Origin of the sequence: Cronobacter condimenti 1330 (genome assembly GCF_001277255.1) — a bacterium.
GTDB lineage: Bacteria > Pseudomonadota > Gammaproteobacteria > Enterobacterales > Enterobacteriaceae > Cronobacter > Cronobacter condimenti.
The window spans coordinates 2,497,093-2,513,238 of sequence record NZ_CP012264.1 but is presented as its reverse complement, the minus strand read 5'-3'; the positions used below and the strand labels follow the sequence as shown (position 1 = coordinate 2,513,238).

Annotated in this window: 17 protein-coding genes and 1 riboswitch; of the genes, 8 read left to right on the top strand and 9 right to left on the bottom strand. The window is 56.6% G+C overall.

Annotation, left to right across the window (positions count from 1 at the left end):
• The first annotated feature begins 181 nt into the window (after positions 1 to 181).
• From AFK62_RS21300 to rlmA, 3 genes are all read left to right on the top strand, one after another.
• Positions 182 to 325 carry a DUF2627 domain-containing protein gene (locus AFK62_RS21300; RefSeq protein WP_007668580.1) on the top strand — a complete coding sequence of 48 codons (144 nt, stop codon included), beginning with the start codon at positions 182 to 184 and terminating at the stop codon, positions 323 to 325.
• Between the two features lie 13 nt (positions 326 to 338).
• The gene (cspE, locus tag AFK62_RS11405; RefSeq protein ID WP_004386688.1) at positions 339 to 548 is read left to right on the top strand and encodes a transcription antiterminator/RNA stability regulator CspE; all 210 of its coding nucleotides are present in this window, start codon (positions 339 to 341) and stop codon (positions 546 to 548) included.
• 153 nt (positions 549 to 701) lie between these two features.
• On the top strand, positions 702 to 1,517 hold the full coding sequence (gene rlmA, locus AFK62_RS11400) for a 23S rRNA (guanine(745)-N(1))-methyltransferase (RefSeq protein ID WP_007668597.1): 816 nt from the start codon (positions 702 to 704) through the stop codon (positions 1,515 to 1,517).
• Here the strand turns inward: rlmA and mntP are convergent.
• The 5 genes from mntP to manX all read right to left on the bottom strand — a co-directional run bounded on the left by mntP (position 1,514) and on the right by manX (position 5,664).
• Complete coding sequence (gene mntP / locus AFK62_RS11395) at positions 1,514 to 2,077, bottom strand: manganese efflux pump MntP (RefSeq protein ID WP_007668600.1); 564 nt, start codon at positions 2,075 to 2,077, stop codon at positions 1,514 to 1,516. The two genes, rlmA and mntP, sit on opposite strands and share 4 nt — an antisense overlap.
• Positions 2,078 to 2,082: 5 nt before the next feature.
• Positions 2,083 to 2,255: riboswitch (yybP-ykoY riboswitch) on the bottom strand.
• 197 nt (positions 2,256 to 2,452) lie between these two features.
• A complete protein-coding gene (locus AFK62_RS11390) occupies positions 2,453 to 2,911 on the bottom strand; it encodes a DUF986 family protein (protein ID WP_007668603.1) in 459 nt (152 codons plus the stop codon).
• A 60-nt stretch (positions 2,912 to 2,971) separates the two neighbouring features.
• A complete protein-coding gene (locus AFK62_RS11385; protein ID WP_007668606.1) occupies positions 2,972 to 3,823 on the bottom strand; it encodes a PTS mannose transporter subunit IID in 852 nt (283 codons plus the stop codon).
• A gap of 12 nt (positions 3,824 to 3,835) precedes the next feature.
• Positions 3,836 to 4,636: a PTS mannose/fructose/sorbose transporter subunit IIC gene (locus AFK62_RS11380; protein WP_007668609.1), complete on the bottom strand. Its 801-nt coding sequence runs from the start codon at positions 4,634 to 4,636 to the stop codon at positions 3,836 to 3,838.
• A gap of 65 nt (positions 4,637 to 4,701) precedes the next feature.
• A complete protein-coding gene (gene manX, locus AFK62_RS11375; RefSeq protein WP_007668613.1) occupies positions 4,702 to 5,664 on the bottom strand; it encodes a PTS mannose transporter subunit IIAB in 963 nt (320 codons plus the stop codon).
• A gap of 461 nt (positions 5,665 to 6,125) precedes the next feature.
• Between manX and yoaE the strand changes: the two genes are divergently transcribed.
• The gene (gene yoaE, locus AFK62_RS11370; RefSeq protein ID WP_053531914.1) at positions 6,126 to 7,685 is read left to right on the top strand and encodes a CNNM family cation transport protein YoaE; all 1,560 of its coding nucleotides are present in this window, start codon (positions 6,126 to 6,128) and stop codon (positions 7,683 to 7,685) included.
• Positions 7,686 to 7,688: 3 nt separating this feature from the next.
• On the opposite strand, the gene AFK62_RS11365 is transcribed toward yoaE, so the two are convergent.
• The 4 genes from AFK62_RS11365 to pabB form a co-directional block, all read right to left on the bottom strand.
• Positions 7,689 to 9,287, bottom strand: coding sequence for an EAL domain-containing protein (locus AFK62_RS11365; RefSeq protein WP_007668621.1), 1,599 nt, complete (start codon positions 9,285 to 9,287; stop codon positions 7,689 to 7,691).
• 132 nt (positions 9,288 to 9,419) lie between these two features.
• Positions 9,420 to 10,784, bottom strand: coding sequence for an L-serine ammonia-lyase (sdaA, locus tag AFK62_RS11360; protein ID WP_032984163.1), 1,365 nt, complete (start codon positions 10,782 to 10,784; stop codon positions 9,420 to 9,422).
• Between the two features lie 171 nt (positions 10,785 to 10,955).
• Positions 10,956 to 11,534 carry a CoA pyrophosphatase gene (locus AFK62_RS11355; RefSeq protein ID WP_032984166.1) on the bottom strand — a complete coding sequence of 193 codons (579 nt, stop codon included), beginning with the start codon at positions 11,532 to 11,534 and terminating at the stop codon, positions 10,956 to 10,958.
• A gap of 2 nt (positions 11,535 to 11,536) precedes the next feature.
• On the bottom strand, positions 11,537 to 12,901 hold the full coding sequence (gene pabB / locus AFK62_RS11350) for an aminodeoxychorismate synthase component 1 (RefSeq protein WP_053531913.1): 1,365 nt from the start codon (positions 12,899 to 12,901) through the stop codon (positions 11,537 to 11,539).
• A gap of 92 nt (positions 12,902 to 12,993) precedes the next feature.
• On the opposite strand from pabB, the gene AFK62_RS11345 reads away from it, so the two are divergent.
• The 4 genes from AFK62_RS11345 to AFK62_RS11330 all read left to right on the top strand — a co-directional run bounded on the left by AFK62_RS11345 (position 12,994) and on the right by AFK62_RS11330 (position 16,135).
• Entirely contained in the window at positions 12,994 to 13,176 is a 183-nt protein-coding gene (locus AFK62_RS11345; RefSeq protein ID WP_007668632.1) for a YoaH family protein, read from the top strand.
• A gap of 143 nt (positions 13,177 to 13,319) precedes the next feature.
• Positions 13,320 to 14,327: a 3-oxoacyl-[acyl-carrier-protein] synthase III C-terminal domain-containing protein gene (locus tag AFK62_RS11340; RefSeq protein WP_007668635.1), complete on the top strand. Its 1,008-nt coding sequence runs from the start codon at positions 13,320 to 13,322 to the stop codon at positions 14,325 to 14,327.
• A complete protein-coding gene (locus tag AFK62_RS11335; protein ID WP_007668638.1) occupies positions 14,324 to 15,328 on the top strand; it encodes an NAD-dependent epimerase/dehydratase family protein in 1,005 nt (334 codons plus the stop codon). The genes AFK62_RS11340 and AFK62_RS11335 overlap by 4 nt, the downstream gene beginning before the upstream one ends.
• The gene (locus AFK62_RS11330) at positions 15,329 to 16,135 is read left to right on the top strand and encodes an MBL fold metallo-hydrolase (protein ID WP_007668641.1); all 807 of its coding nucleotides are present in this window, start codon (positions 15,329 to 15,331) and stop codon (positions 16,133 to 16,135) included.
• Positions 16,136 to 16,146 lie beyond the last annotated feature (11 nt).

Genomic DNA, 16,146 nt, shown 5'->3' with positions numbered 1-16,146 from the left:
AACAGGGCAGTGAAACACCCTTAGCAGGGTGTCGCATGCCCTTTCTGTGCTTTATTGTCAGGGACATAGCGGTCTGTTGAGGAATCTGTGCGGCAGATCGTGCAGCGTATAAAAATGGCTTGCCATTGTTTACGTTGTATGTGATAACAAGTTTTGGGTTAAACGAGGTACAGTTCTGTTTATGTGTGGCATTTTCAGTAAAGAAGTCCTGAGTAAACACGTTGTCGTTGAATACCGCTTCTCTGCCGAACCTTATTTCAGTGCCTCAAGCAGTAATGTCTCAGTTTTATCTAAGTCAGCGCCTGTGGGCGAACAAAACAATTGAAGGAATTTGCGAAATGGCAAAGATTAAAGGTCAAGTTAAGTGGTTCAACGAGTCTAAAGGTTTTGGTTTCATTACTCCGGCTGACGGTAGCAAAGATGTGTTTGTACACTTCTCTGCAATCCAGGGTAATGGCTTCAAAACTCTGGCTGAAGGCCAGAACGTTGAGTTCGAGATTCAGGACGGTCAGAAAGGTCCGGCAGCTGTTAACGTAGTTGCTATCTAATCGCACTTAAACTGACCCGGTGCCTTGTTTCACCGGCCAGCTATTTTAAAGCCCCGCCCTATGGCGGGGCTTTTTCATTCTTAACGCGCGTCAGCGTTTCCCCGCTCACCGAATCACGCTACACTTCGCGCTTTGCGTTGTTTCGGAGTTGTCATGTCCTTTATCTGTCCCCTTTGCCATTTGCCCTTGCAGGCGCAAGCGAAAAGTTTCCGCTGCGCCAGTAACCATCAGTTTGATATTGCAAAGGAAGGGTATGTCAATCTTCTGCCGGTTCAGCATAAGCGCTCGCGCGATCCAGGTGACAGCAGCGAAATGATGCAGGCCCGCCGTGCGTTTCTGGATGCCGGCCACTACGCGCAGCTGCGTACTAATACCGCACAGTTGCTTGCCGAAAACGTGCCAGAAACTGGCGCGACGCTTCTGGACATCGGCTGCGGTGAAGGGTACTACACCAGCGCGTTTGCGGCGCTTACCGCGTCCCGGAACGGCCAGAGCTGGGGGCTTGATGTATCGCGAAGCGCCATCCGCTTTGCCGCAAAGCGGTACGCGGATATTTCGTTTTGTGTCGCCTCAAGCCACCGCCTGCCATTCCCGGATGCCTTTTTCGACGCGGTTGTTCGTATTTATGCGCCCTGCAAAGCCGAAGAGCTGGCACGAGTGGTAAAACCGGGCGGCGTACTCGTGACCGTCACGCCAGGCCCAAGACATCTGATCGAGATGAAGGGGCTTATCTATGATGAGGTGCGTCTGCATGCGCCGAATCAGGAACAGCTACCGGGTTTTTCGCTCGCAGAGGAGCAGGCTTTAGGCTATGAAATGCGCCTTAATGGCGAAGAAGCAACGACGCTACTACAAATGACGCCGTTTGCCTGGCGCGCCCGCCCTGAGGTGTGGCAAATGCTACGCGAGCAGACAGCATTTAAATGCGAAACGGATTTTTGCCTGCGCCTGTGGCGGCGGGACGTTTAACCCGCGAAGTGGCTCCACAGGATCTGGCAGCCGATGCCAATCAGTACCACACCGCCCAGTATCTCGGCCCGTTTACCCAGTAATGGGCCGATAAAACGGCCGACCATCATGCCGAGCGTCGCCATAATCAGTGTGGCGCAGCCGATAGCCAGTGCGGTTTTGATGATATCGACCTGAAGGAAAGCAAGACCTACGCCAACTGCCATCGCGTCAAGGCTCGTGGCAAAGGCCGTGGTGACTAAAAGCCAGAAACTGTGGCGGCGCAGCTTTTCTGGTGATTCATCGCAGCCGCGCACGCCCTCGATTATCATTCGCCCACCGAGAAATACCAGCAGCACAAAAGCAATCCAGTGGTTCCACGTCAGCACAAACTGTGTAGCCAGAAGCCCGAGGAGCCAGCCTACCAGCGGGGTAATCGCTTCGATAACGCCAAAGATAAGGCCCGTACGCAGAGCTTCGGAGAATTTGGGTTTGTGCAGAGTGGCGCCTTTGCCGATGGAAGCTGCAAAAGCGTCCATTGACATACCGAAGGCAAGAAGCAGTGTGGCGGAAAGATTCATACACAGGTCCTGACCGGGATTTCCATATACACGCCGACCGCCCCCAGTAAACAGCGGCAGCGTGCAATGGTCTCGCCTGACTGAAAAGGCTTCAGTCCGTACGCGCCACGTTTTGCAACGAGTATGTTGACGCGTACATCTCCGTAAAGGAAATTGGCTACTCCCCAATGACGGGCGCAACCTTATCATATTTCGGCCGGTAAAGACAATAATCGGATAATAACCCTTTGGTTACAAATGAGAATCGTTTTCGCTTAATGAGGGAGTGTCTTATCTTTGTTAACTATTAAAGACGACAATGCTCGCGAAATATAGCACAGGCTATACGCATGGTTATTTTATATACGCTAAAATAGCCAGTGCTATAATTTTAACTTACTGATTATTAATCATAAAATGAGAGATTTTTTCAAGGTCGTCGATATTTTTAACACGAATCAGTAGCCGGCGATGAGTTAATTGCATCACTAACACGCCGTCCTCGGATAAATTCATAGCCTTGATGTGGCTATATTTCACCCAACTGCCGCCAAAGAAAAACCCTTCACCCTTAAAACGTATTTGTGGCTCTCTAATCCAGAAAAGATAAATGACTAGCAATCCAAGTGTGCACAATAACCATGTCGTGAGCGGGGCGCCATGCGTAGTGATGTTTTGCCAGATGAGAATGGCGGTAAGGCCTGTGAAAATCAGGCTATCGGCGCGCCCTCGCCGAAGCAGCGGCACGCGCAGCCGCGTTTTACCATGTCGGCGCTCAAGCCCCCATTGATCGTAAATTGCCCAGCCCAGCAGCGCGATAATAAAAGCGACCAGAACTCCGTCAGTCAGCGTCATGCCGTCTCCCTTAAATAAAAACGCCGGGAGCTATCGGCCCCCGGCGCACAGCGTTAATGATTACTGACCCAGCAGGCCGATGGCGTAACCGGCGATACCAATCACGAAGAACCCAACAATTATCCAGAGGGGGTTCACTTTTTTGCGCAGCAGCCACATACAGGCGAAAGTGAGCAGCAGCGGTACCAGGCCTGGCATCAATTGGTCAAGAATGGTCTGGACGGTCGTGACTTTTTCCGCGCCATTCTGGTCAGTAATGCGTGATACCACCAGCGGAATATTCACGTGCGTCCACTTATTCACCAGCGCGCCCATAACAAACAGGCCGAGAATTGACGCCCCCTCGGTCAGTTTTTGCAGGAAGCCGCCGCCCATATCTTTCACAATATCGACGCCTTTACGGTAACCATATGCCACCCCGTAATAACGAGTTGCGAGGCGTACCAGGTTAAAGAGCACGAAGAACAGCAGCGGGCCGAGCAGGCTGCCGCTCATGGCGATCCCTGCCCCGAGTGCTGCAAATACCGGGCGTACCGTTCCCCAGAAGATCGGGTCGCCGACGCCTGCAAGCGGCCCCATCAACCCGACTTTGAGCCCGTTAATTGCGCCGTCGTCGATTTCCGCGCCGTTGGCACGCTGTTCTTCCATCGCAAGCGTTACGCCGAGCACCGGTGCCGCAACGTAGGGGTGGGTGTTAAAGAACTCCAGATGACGTTTGATGGCCTGACGACGCGCCTCGTTATTTTCCGGATAAAGGCGGCGAATCGCCGGGATCATTGAGAAGCAGAAGCCAAGCGCCTGCATACGTTCAAAGTTCCACGATCCCTGGAAGAGGTTAGAGCGGATAAACACGGCGCGCACGTCGCCCGGGGTTAGTTTTTTCTCACCAGTTGTTTTAGTCATATCAACCATGTCGCTCACCTGTTAATCCAGTTCGTTATCAAGATCGTTCGCGCCAGCGGTCTGCGCGGGTGCCCCTGCGGAGCGGTTATATTTCGGGCTCAGCTGGATATAGAGCACCGCCATAACAGCGCCGATGACGCCCAGCGCCACGAGGTTGAAATCAGTAAACGCGGCAGTGACGAAGCCGAGGTAGAAGAACGGCATCAGGTAACCCGCGCGCATCATATTGATGACCATCGCGTAACCGACGACCACGATCATGCCGCCTGCGATGTTAAGGCCGCCAGTGACGACTTCTGGAATCGCATTCAGCATGCTCTGTACTTCACTGGTACCAACAGAAATCGCCACGATAACTGCCGGAATAGCGATACGCATGGCCTGGAGGAACAACGACGATACGTGGATCCAGGAGAGCGCCGTGAGATTGCCATTGAGCGCCGCTTTATCCGCAGCATGTTGAAAGCCCACAGTGATGGTACGCACGATGATGGTGAGGACCTGGCCCGCGGCCGCCAGTGGAATTGCGAGCGCGATACCGGCACCGATGCTTTGATGGCCGGCAATAACCAGAATGGCGGAAATGATCGACGCGAGGGCGGCATCCGGTGCGACGGCGGCCCCGATGTTCATCCAGCCAAGGGCAATCATCTCAAGCGTACCGCCGATGATAATGCCGGTTTTCATATCGCCCAGCACGGCCCCGACCAGCGTACAGGCCACCAGCGGACGGTGAAACTGAAATTCATCAAGCACCGATTCCATACCGGCGATACAGGCGACGATGAACACCAGCACAATCTGAAGAGTGGTAATCTCCATTGTACTTCTCCTGTGATATCAAACTGACGTGTGAAAACTGAGTAAGTGTTAATCCCGCAAAGCGATTAGTGAGACACTTTGCTGATTAAATCCATCATTTTCAGTCGGGGATCGTTGGAAACTTTCCGCACTTCCAGCTCAATGCCGCGCGCGTTAAGTTTCTTAAAGGCTTCAATATCCTTCTCATCGACGGACACGGCGTTATTGACCTGCGTTTTACCCTGACGGTAGGCCATCCCACCGATATTAACAGAGGTGATTTTGACGCCGCCTTCCACGATGCGCTCCACATCGGTGGGGTTCGTGAACAGAAGCATCACACGCTCACCGGCGTATTTCGGGTTGTTATAAACGCGGATCATTTTGGCCACATCCACGACGTGCGCGGTGACCCCGGGCGGGGCAACCTGAGTGAGCAAGGTTTTACGCACGTTGTCGGCGGCGACTTCGTCGCTCACGACAATGATGCGCGAAACGTTGGTCTCTTTCGTCCAGCGGGTCGCGACCTGGCCGTGTATCAGACGATCGTCGATACGGGCGAGGCCTATTTTCATGTAATCATTTGGGCCCATGGGTTTTGCCGCGGCCGCTGCTTTCGGGGCAGGGGCTGCCGGTGCGGCTTTCTCGACAGGTTTGGCTTTCAGCGCCTTCACGCCTTCACGGCCAGTCTCAACGGCGAGTGCGACCAGTTCATCGAAAGAGGGATCGTCGTCGCGCGCCATGAAGGTTTCGACGAGCATCGGGATATTCACCCCGGCGACCACTTCATAGTTCGGCTTGTCCACGACAATGCGGCTTGCCGCGTTAAACGGGCTACCGCCCCAGGTATCGACCAGAAAGACCACGCCTTTACTGGTATCCAGTTTTTCGAGCTGTGCGTTATATTTTTCGATCAAGGTTTCCGCATTTTCGCCGGGCACGAAATCGATCCAGCCAACGTTTTCCTGCTCGCCCAACAGCATTTCCGCTGTTTTCAGCAGTTGTTCAGCCGCCCAGCCATGCGTGCCTATGACAATAGCAATGGTCACTTGCTACCTCCGTGGTTATCGACAATGCCTAACAGGCACCGCTAACAGTGATTCGCTTATCGAATCGATTCAGATAAGGATTTGTAAGCTTTCAGAACCTAAGCACGAATTATTTTAGAACGCGAAAAAATAATGTTTGTGATGAAGCTCCGTAATTTTGCCATCAAAACAAGGCATTCGGCGTCAGGGCAAACTATGCCCGTGACAGATGTCATAACGATTGCAAATTCTGGTAAATCTTTGCCAAAAGCTATTACCCTTTGTTAAGGTAGATTTCCGATTAATTAACAGGAGTAGCGGGCAGCAGCCCACCGTATGGACCGTCACCGATGTCTTTGCTTTTCCAGGCTTTCATCAGCCGTCATTTCACAAGGCATTCGCCTTAACTCTTTGATAAACCCTTTTAAAGCGCCCGACACTGTTGGGGGGCCGTTTAGTCATTCCTTGCGCAGGAGCCTGTTATGGAATTCTTAATGGACCCCTCTATCTGGGCGGGCTTATTAACGCTGGTGGTGCTTGAGATTGTTCTTGGCATCGACAACCTGGTGTTTATCGCTATTCTCGCGGACAAATTGCCGCCGAAGCAGCGTGACAAAGCGCGTTTAATTGGTTTATCCCTGGCGCTGGTGATGCGTCTGGGTCTGCTGTCGTTGATCTCCTGGATGGTGACGCTCACCCGTCCGTTGTTCAGCCTCTGGGACCTGAGCTTCTCTGGCCGTGATTTGATCATGCTTTTCGGTGGTCTGTTCCTGCTCTTTAAGGCAACCACAGAGCTGCATGAGCGCCTGGAAAACCGTCAGCTTAATGACAGCCACGGCAAGGGGTATGCCAGCTTCTGGGTTGTTGTGTTGCAGATTGTGGTTCTGGATGCCGTCTTCTCTCTGGACGCGGTTATCACCGCCGTCGGTATGGTGAATCACCTGCCGGTAATGATGGCAGCCGTTGTCATTGCGATGGGCGTGATGCTGCTTGCCTCGAAGCCTCTGACCAATTTCGTCAACGCGCATCCGACGGTCGTGGTGCTCTGCCTGAGCTTCCTGCTGATGATTGGTCTGAGCCTGGTAGCGGAAGGCTTCGGGTTCCATATTCCGAAAGGCTACCTCTACGCGGCGATCGGTTTCTCTATCATCATTGAGTTCTTCAATCAGATTGCGCGTCGTAACTTCCTCAAACACCAGTCGCGACTGCCGCTGCGTGCGCGTACCGCAGAAGCTATCCTGCGTCTGATGGGCAATCGCCGTCGTCCGGCGCCGGTAAATGAAACCGAACACCATGCCGTGGTGCCGGTCCATGACGAAGCGTTCGCCGAAGAAGAGCGTTATATGATTAACGGCGTACTGACGCTGGCCTCCCGTTCGCTGCGCAGCATCATGACCCCGCGCGGTGAAATCAGCTGGGTGGATGCCAACCGCAGCGTTGATGAAATCCGCGAGCAATTGCTGTCGTCACCGCACAGCCTGTTCCCGGTGTGTCGCGGCGAGCTGGATGAAATCATCGGCGTGGTTCGCGCAAAAGAATTGCTGGTTGCGCTGGAAGAGGGCGTTGACGTCGCGGCCATCGCTTCGGCTACACCGGTCATCGTTGTGCCGGAAACGCTGGATCCTATCAACCTGCTTGGCGTGTTGCGTCGCGCAAGAGGCAGCTTTGTTATCGTCAACAACGAGTTTGGCGTGGTGCAGGGCCTGGTGACGCCGCTCGACGTGCTGGAAGCTATCGCCGGTGAATTCCCCGATGCAGACGAAACGCCGGAAATCATTAATGATGGCGACGGCTGGCTGGTCAAAGGCTCCACCGATCTTCACGCGCTCCAGCAGACGCTGGATCTGGCTTCGTTAGTGAATGACGATGAGGATATCGCGACGGTCGCGGGTCTGGTCATTGCCATCAACGGGCAGATCCCGCGCGTGGGTGATGAATTGGCCATGCCGCCGCTGCGTATCACTATTGTCGAAGCGAACGACTACCGAATCGATCTGGTACGCGTCGTGAAAGACAGGCCGCTGCACGACGAAGAAGAGTAACGGTCAGACTCCTGGCGCCGGAAGATCCCGGCGCCAGAACGGCGTACCCGGCTGGGCGCGCCGTTGTTCCAGCCACTGAGGCAGCGCGTTGAGCGGCATCGGATGCGCAAATAAATACCCCTGTAACACCGGCACGCCGAGACGACATAAATATCTTGCCTGCTCTTCCGTTTCGACACCCTCTGCGACCAGCTCTATCTTCAGCCTTCTCGCCATCGCGATAATAATATCCGTCACCGTCGAGTTCACCGCGTCAGTACCAATGGCCGCCGTAAACCGTTTATCCATCTTCAGCACATCGGGATTGAGCGTTTCGAGATACGAAAGCGAACTCTGACCGGTACCGAAATCATCAATCGCGAGCTTCACGCCAAGCTGGCGCAAATCATGCGCCACGCGGTAGTCCACTTCCGGCAGCGCGTCGCGCTCCGTCAGCTCAAGAAAGAGCGGCTGCACCGGGCGGGACGGATACCAGTAGCGCTTAAGATCTTCAATAATCACGCCCTGATGAAAATGGCTGGCGGCAATGTTGATGCCGATATGAAAATCCGGGGACGCCGGAAAATAGTGCCGCTGTTCGACGGTCTTGATTAGGACATAGCGCGTCAGCGCGTTAATCAGCTTGAGCTGCTCGGCAAGCGGAATAAACACATCCGGTGCAATCGTTCCGAGGCGTGGATTATTCCAGCGCAGCAGCAGCTCCGCGCCCATACATTCGCCCGTTTTGCCGCTCACCAGCGGCTGACAGTAAACCTCAAATTCATTGTTGGCGATGCCGAGATTCAGTTCCCAGGAGAAACTCATGCGCCGTGCGGTGGCAAGCCAGGCGATATAGCCTATCAGCAGGCTTAAAAGTACCGCGAGCGGCAACTGGCTCGGCAGACGCCTGAGCGCCAGCGCGTCAGGCGACGGGCCGAAGATGGTGACCGAAAAGGGATACCGGCTCGACGTTTGCTGAAGACGCGCCAGACCGTCATTGGCAGGGAGCGTTTCCACCAGCCCACGCCCGTATTCCAGATGGGAATCCGCCACATCGAAAAGCACATGTTCAATGACCGGCGGGTCGGGGTTTAGCAGCAGCCTCGCAATAAACTCGATATTGACAGACTGCAACACGCCTGAGGCGTTACTGTCGATAGACGGCGTCCAGAGGATCAACACAGGACTGCCCTTAATGAGCGAACTATCCCGCGAGAGGCGCATCAGCGGTTTCGCGGCGGGCAGATGGGGCTGCAACTGGTGCACTGGGACGTTGCGCTCGCCGAAAATGCTGGAGCAATAGAGCGTGCCGTCATTGACCAGCGCGATAGAGCGCACGGTCTGCAGGCTGGCGGCCATTTCGCGCAGCTGGCGATGTACCTGCTTACATGACATGCCCACCAGCGGCAACAGGGCGGTGCGGGCAGCATCCAGCGGCACCAGCAGTTCATCAATCGTTTCAACCGCATGAGTGATATAGCGCGTGGTGTCATGCTGATACTGCTTGCGGTCGGCAAAATAGCGTATTCCCAGCGTTAACAACAACGCCAGCAGAGCGAGGGTGACACTGAGGATCAACCGCCGACGGCGGTAAGCCCGGATAATTCGCTGCGCTTTTTGCATAGGCTCCATCTCTCAGGCTCGGCTGAGGCATAAAGGCTGGATGTTAAGAGTGTAGTGGGGGATAACGCGCCGGGAGGAAGAAAAGGTGAACGGTAATAAAAAAAAGCGCCGCAGGAGCGGCGCTGTCAGGCATTAATCACACTGGACTTTGATAGCAAGGCCGCCGCGTGAGGTTTCACGGTATTTGGCGTTCATATCCTTGCCCGTCTCATACATCGTCTCGATGACTTTATCGAGCGAAACGCGCGGCTCGCTGGTGCGGCGCATCGCCATACGCGAGGCGTTGATCGCTTTCACGGAGGCAATTGCGTTACGTTCAATACACGGTACCTGTACCTGGCCCGCGACCGGGTCGCAGGTCAGCCCAAGGTTATGCTCCATGCCGATTTCCGCGGCCACGCAAACCTGTTCCGGGCTCGCGCCGAGCAGTTCCGCCAGGCCCGCAGCGGCCATGGAACAGGCTACGCCGACTTCGCCCTGGCAGCCCACTTCGGCACCAGAGATAGACGCATTCATCTTGTACAGTGCGCCAATAGCGCCGGCGGCCAGGAAATAGCGGATGTAAATATCCGGGCTCACGGATTCGATAAAGTGATCGTAATAGGCCAGTACTGCCGGAACGATACCGCAGGCACCGTTAGTAGGCGCGGTAACTACGCGACCGCCAGCGGCGTTTTCTTCGTTAACCGCCAGGGCAAACATGTTTACCCAGTCCACCACGATCATCGGATCGTTTGAGTGCTTGTCGCTTGAGACCAGCAGACGGCGCAGCGCAGAAGCGCGACGCGGTACCCGCAGCGGGCCAGGGAGCACGCCTTCGGTATTCATGCCGCGATCGATACACGCGCGCATGGTCTGCCAGACATCGGCAAAATAATCTTCAATCTCTTTTTTGCTGTGCAGCGCCAGCTCGTTTTTCATGACGAGACCGGAGAGCGACAGGCCAGTTTCTTTGCAGTGTGCCAGAAGATCTTTTGCGGAGTGGAACGGATACGGCACGCTCACTTCATTGCTGGCCGCTTTGCCGAAATTCTCTTCATCGACGATAAAACCGCCGCCGATGGAGTAATAGGTTTTGCTGTAGATCTCTTTTTCACCGCTGTACGCGTGAATGGTCATGCCGTTTTCATGCAGCGGCAGATTGTCGCTCTGAAAACGCATACCGTTGTCTTTCGGGAAATCCACTTCGTGGCTACCCTGCGCGAGCAGCAGGCGGCCGCGGGTTTCTACATCTCGGATAAATGCCGGTATGGCATCAATATCTACCGTGCTGGGTTCATTGCCTGCAAGGCCCATAATAATGGCGATGTCGGTGTGGTGGCCTTTACCGGTCAACGAAAGCGAGCCGTAAACGTCCACCGCGACGCGGGTGACGTCCTGCAATAATCCTTTTTCGACCAGGTCATCGACGAACTGCTTCCCGGCCTTCATCGGCCCTACAGTATGGGAAGAGGAGGGACCAATACCCACCTTAAACATGTCGAATATACTAATCACGTGGTAACTCCTGACAGAGTCATTTGCCTTGCAAATGACGGTGTGAAAACAGCGCCTAGTGTAAAAGGTTATTGTGCTGCACAGTTAACTATTCACATGAATTATACTAATGGATACGGCAAGGCTGCCTAATAAAGTGCTGCAGATCGCAGTTTTCACCCACAATAATCGTCAGGGTTTCTGGCCAATTTGTAGCGCGAGCTCACGAATAATGCCCGCGGTCATCCCCCAGACGAAATAGTGCTGGTACCAGGAGAGCCAGACGCGGTGGTTATTACCGCGCCGGTGAATTTCGAGCGGGTGATAACGTCCAAGGCGCAGCGCCTCGGCAAGTGGCATCTCAAACACAGCGGCGACCTCATCCTGACTTGCGTGATAAGGCAGGTCTGGTGGAATAATGCCGACCACCGGCGTCACCTGAAACCCGGTGACGCTGTCGACCGGCGGCAACACGCCAATCACCTCTACCGCCTCTGGGGGGATAGCTACTTCTTCCTGCGCCTCGCGCAGCGCGGCGGCGATAAGCGAGGCATCCGTGTCATCCACCGCGCCACCGGGGAATGCCACCTGGCCTGCGTGTTTGCGAAGAGTGGCGGCGCGCTGTGTCAGCAGCAGGCCCGGCTCGGGGCGGCGCACCACCGGCACCAGCACCGCCGCCTGACGCTGGTTCAGGCTGGTGCGGCTCATCTGGGGGCGCAGGAGCTGAAAACGCGATAAAAAGCGGTCGAGCGTGAGCGGATTATTCTCCATCATTACCTCTCCAGTGCTTTCAGAATACGGTTAACTTTATCAAACGTTTCCTGATATTCCGCGGCTTCCTCGCTGTCCGCCACAATCCCACCGCCAGCGGAGCAGTAAAGCGCGCCGTCCTGCGCCGTCAGGGTACGAATGGTAATGCTGGTGTCCATCGCGCCGCAAAAACTGAGATAGCCGATGCTGCCGCACCAGGCGTTGCGCCGCTGCGGCTCCAGCTCTTCGATAATTTCCATCGCCCGCACTTTGGGCGCGCCCGTAATCGAGCCGCCAGGGAAACTCGCGCGCAGCAGATCGGTGGCGTGAAGCGAAGGCGGCAGCGTCGCCGTAATCGTGCTCACCAGATGATGCACTGCCGGGAACGGCTCGACTACGAACAGCGCCGGCACCTTCACGCTGCCGGGTGTGGCCACGCGCCCAATATCATTACGCAGCAAATCGACAATCATCAGGTTTTCAGCGCGATCTTTCGGCGACTGCGCGAGACGCGCCGCCTGACGCGCATCGGCGTCGGGATCGTTAAGACGCGGGAGCGTACCTTTAATCGGGCGCGTTTCTATCGCGCGGTCATGTAGATGAATAAAACGCTCCGGCGACAGGCTTAAAATTGCCTGCTCTGGCAGGCGCAAAAACGCGCTGAAGGGCGCCCGATTCGCGGCGTTGAGCGTTAAAAACGCCTGCCACTCGTCGCCTTCGTATTGCGCGCAAAACCGCTGCGCCAGGTTGACCTGATAACAGTCGCCGCTTCGCAAATAGGCCTGTACCTGGCGAAATTTCTCACCGTAGGCCTCGCGCGTCATGTTCGAGCGCCACGGGCTGGTTAAGCGAAACGGTGTAGCTGCGACCGGCTGCAGCGCCTCAAGCCAGGCGAGACGCGCGCGGGCGTCGCCGTAGCAGAGCAGTGTTAAGCGCTGGCGATGGTGGTCGGCAATCAGCGCCCAGTCATAGATGCCGACCGCCATATCGGGGGCGGTCAAATCAGCCTCGGCCCTGGCGGGTAACCGCTCGAAGCGCCGCCCGAGATCGTAGCCGAAAAGCCCGAGCGCGCCGCCCTGAAACGGTAAATCCGCATCCGGGAGTGGGGCAAACGAAAACCGCGCCAGCGCCGCGTGAAGCAGACGCAGCGGATCCTCTTCGCTCTGCTGGCAACCTGCGGCGTCTTGCGTCATAGTGTGCGCCCCTCGCGTCGTCAGCGTGACGCGCGGATCGGCGACCAGAATATCAAAGCGGTTATGTTGGTGTTCGGCGAAACCGGAATGTAGCAGCATCGCCCAGGGCAGATGTTGCAGCGCGGCGAATTGCTGTTGCAGCGCATCAGCGCGCCAGGGCAGGGAGATCAGTTCAGGAGTCAGGTTCGTATTCATCAGGACGACAGATAATCGCTACGCGGGCGGCGTCTGGCGCTGGCGCGCGTGGCATGAAATAATTGAACTCATCAATGTAACAGGAGTCAGCGATGTTTGCAGGTTTACCTTCTCTCACCCATGAACAACAGCAACAGGCGGTCGAACGTATTCAGGAGCTGATGTCGCAGGGCATGAGCAGCGGTGAGGCCATCGCACAGGTGGCGCAGGAAATTCGCGCCACGCATCAGGGCGATCGCATCGTTGCGCGTTTTGAAGACGACGAAGACGAATAAGCGCGTCGCCCCTGGAAAGGGTAGCGATAATTTTTTTGCCCCTCCTGACGTGTTATCGTTCGCACCACGCCTCATAACGACAACGAATTTTTCAGGTTTACGTCCCCGTTCATCGGGGACGTTTAGCTCAGGGACAGCGCTTTATGGTATTCACTCCTCACGCTCCAGTAGCCTCACGGCTGAAAATCATAGCGACCGGCAAGGCGCTTCCTGCACAGATTATTACCTCGAGTGCGCTGGATGAGCGGCTTGGTAAACCCGCAGGGTATGTCGAGCGCCGTTCCGGTATTCTGCACCGGCACCATGCGGCGGATAACGACAGTCAGGCGGAGCTTGCCGCCGCCGCGCTGCACCACGCCTGCCGCCATTACGCTATCCCGCCGGATTCTATCGATCTGCTGATCTCCGCCTCGGCCATTGCCGTTCAGGCGCTGCCGTGTTCGGCGGTGCACGTGATGAAAGCCGCAGGTTTACCGGCGGGAACGGCGGGGTTTGACATCAACAGCAGTTGCGTCAGTTTCATTACGGCGATGCAGGTGGCCTCAGCGCTGTTGACCTGCGGCAGCTATCGACGCATCGCGATTGTCTCAGCCGACATCGCCTCACGTGGCATTGACTGGCAGCATGAGGAATCCTCGCTGATTTTTGGCGACGGCGCCGCCTGCGCCATCGTTGAGGCCGGCAACGGACGCGCCGGCATTCTGGCGATGAAATCGGAAACCTATCCCCAGGGCAGCGAACTGTGTGAAATTCGCGCCGGGGGAACGCGTCGCAACCCGCGTTCTGGTATGGATGCGAGCGATTTTTTGTTCCATATGCAGGGCAAAGCGCTGTTTCGACAGGCCTCCTCGCTGATTGACGGATTCTGGCAACGTCTGCTGGACGCCGCCGGGTTAACGCTTGAGGATATTGCAACCGTCGTGCCGCATCAGGCGAGTCATTTGTCGCTTGAGCATATGCGTCAACGGCTGAAGGTCTCGCCTGAGGCGCTGGTCGACATTTACCGCCTGCACGGCAACCAGGTTGCCGCCTCTATCCCGACGGCATTGCATGAAGCCTTCACCACAGGCCGCGTGAATACTGGCGAGCCGCTGATGCTGGTTGGCACCGCCGCGGGCTTAACGCTTGCCGGTATGGTGCTGATGCCATGAAATATCTGGTGACCGGGGCAACGAGCGGGCTTGGACGCAACGCGGTCGAGACGCTACTGGCGCAAGGGTGTGAAGTCCGGGCGACCGGGCGTGATGCTAAGGCAGGCGCGGAGCTTTCCGCGCTGGGCGCAGAGTTTGTGCCGCTTGAGCTCACGCAGGCGGACGAGGCGCGGTGCGACGCGCTGGTGCAGGGCTGCGATGTCGTGTGGCACTGCGCAGCAAAATCCTCACCGTGGGGCAGTGCGCAAGACTTTCATGCGACAAACGTCATCGCCACAGAACGCCTTGCCCATGCCGCCGCGCGTGTGGGCGTACTGCGCTTTATTCATATCTCTACGCCCGCTATCTATTTCGATTTCCGTCATCATCATGACGTGCATGAACATTACCGCGCGGCCCGTTTCGCCTGCCATTACGCCCGCAGTAAGTATGCCGCGGAACAGGCAATTGCCGCGGCTGCGCGCCGTTTTCCTCAGATGACCTTCGTGATATTGCGCCCGCGCGGGCTGTTCGGGCCGCACGACCGGGTGATTATTCCGCGCCTGCTGCGCCAGCTTGAAGCCGATCGCGGCGTGCTGCGTCTGCCGCGCGGTGGCGAGGCGCTGCTTGATCTTACGTGGGTCGGAAACGTGGTACACGCGATGCACCTTGCCACTGAGCAGCCGGGGCTGACCTCCGGCGAGGCGTTTAATATCACGAATCAGGAGCCGCAGCGGCTGGTAGCGATGCTCGACAGCCTGCTACGCCAGGAGCTTGGGCTTCAGTACCGGGTGGCGTCGGTGCCCTGGCCGCTGTTAGCCATAGTGGCGCAGGGCATGGAACTGCGCGGGCGTCTTACCGGTGTGGAACCACGCCTGACGCGCTACAGCGCCGGTACCGTCAGTTTTGATATGACGCTTAATCAGGAAAAGGCCATTACCCGGCTTGGCTATCGCCCGCAGGTCTCACTTGATGACGGTGTGCGGCTTACCGGCGCCTGGCTGCGTGAAAGGAGAGGCTAAATGGCCACCATTACCACGTTTGAAACTGGCTACTGCACCCATTTGGGGTGTATTGCCCTTAAGGGCACCGGGCTGCGGGTCTGCAAATTTCCCGCGCGCGCAAGCCTTATCGAAACGGGCGGCAAGCGCTGGCTGTGGGATACGGGTTATGCCTCATGGTTTGATGACTACACCCGGCGCGGGATTTATCAGATCTACCGTCGCGTGACGCCGGTGTACTTTTCGCCCGAGCAGTCGCTGGTGCGCCAGCTTGTCGCGAAGGGCTATCGTCCGGGCGATATTGACGGGCTGATCCTCTCGCATTTTCATGCCGACCATATCGCGGGCCTGCGTGATTTCGCTGACTGCCGGTTTATCTGCTCCGGCGAGGGCTGGGCGCAAACCCGTACGCTGCGCGGTTTCGCCGCGCTACGACAAGCGTTTGTGCCAGGCCTTATTCCTGAGGGCTTTGAGACGGCGGTCCGGTTTATGGAAAGTTTCGAGCGCGTGGCGCTGCCCGCCTCGCTTGCGCCCTTTGAAACCGGCTTTCTGCTGCCCCAGAGCAACGGTGAAGTGCTGTTAGTGCCGCTGCCGGGCCATGCCGCCGGACATATTGGCGCGTTTGTGCTCACCGATGACGGGTGGGTGCTGCTGGCTGCCGATGCCGCCTGGTCGCCGGTGAGTTATCGCGAGCAGCGCGGCCCATCGCGCCTCGCCAATCTGGTTATTGCCGACCCTGTCGCCGCCACGCGCACGCTTGATCAACTCCATCAGCTCTGGCAACGCGCAGGCGCGGAAATCCGCCTCGCGCATGAGGGCGATCTGTGAACAAACTTGCC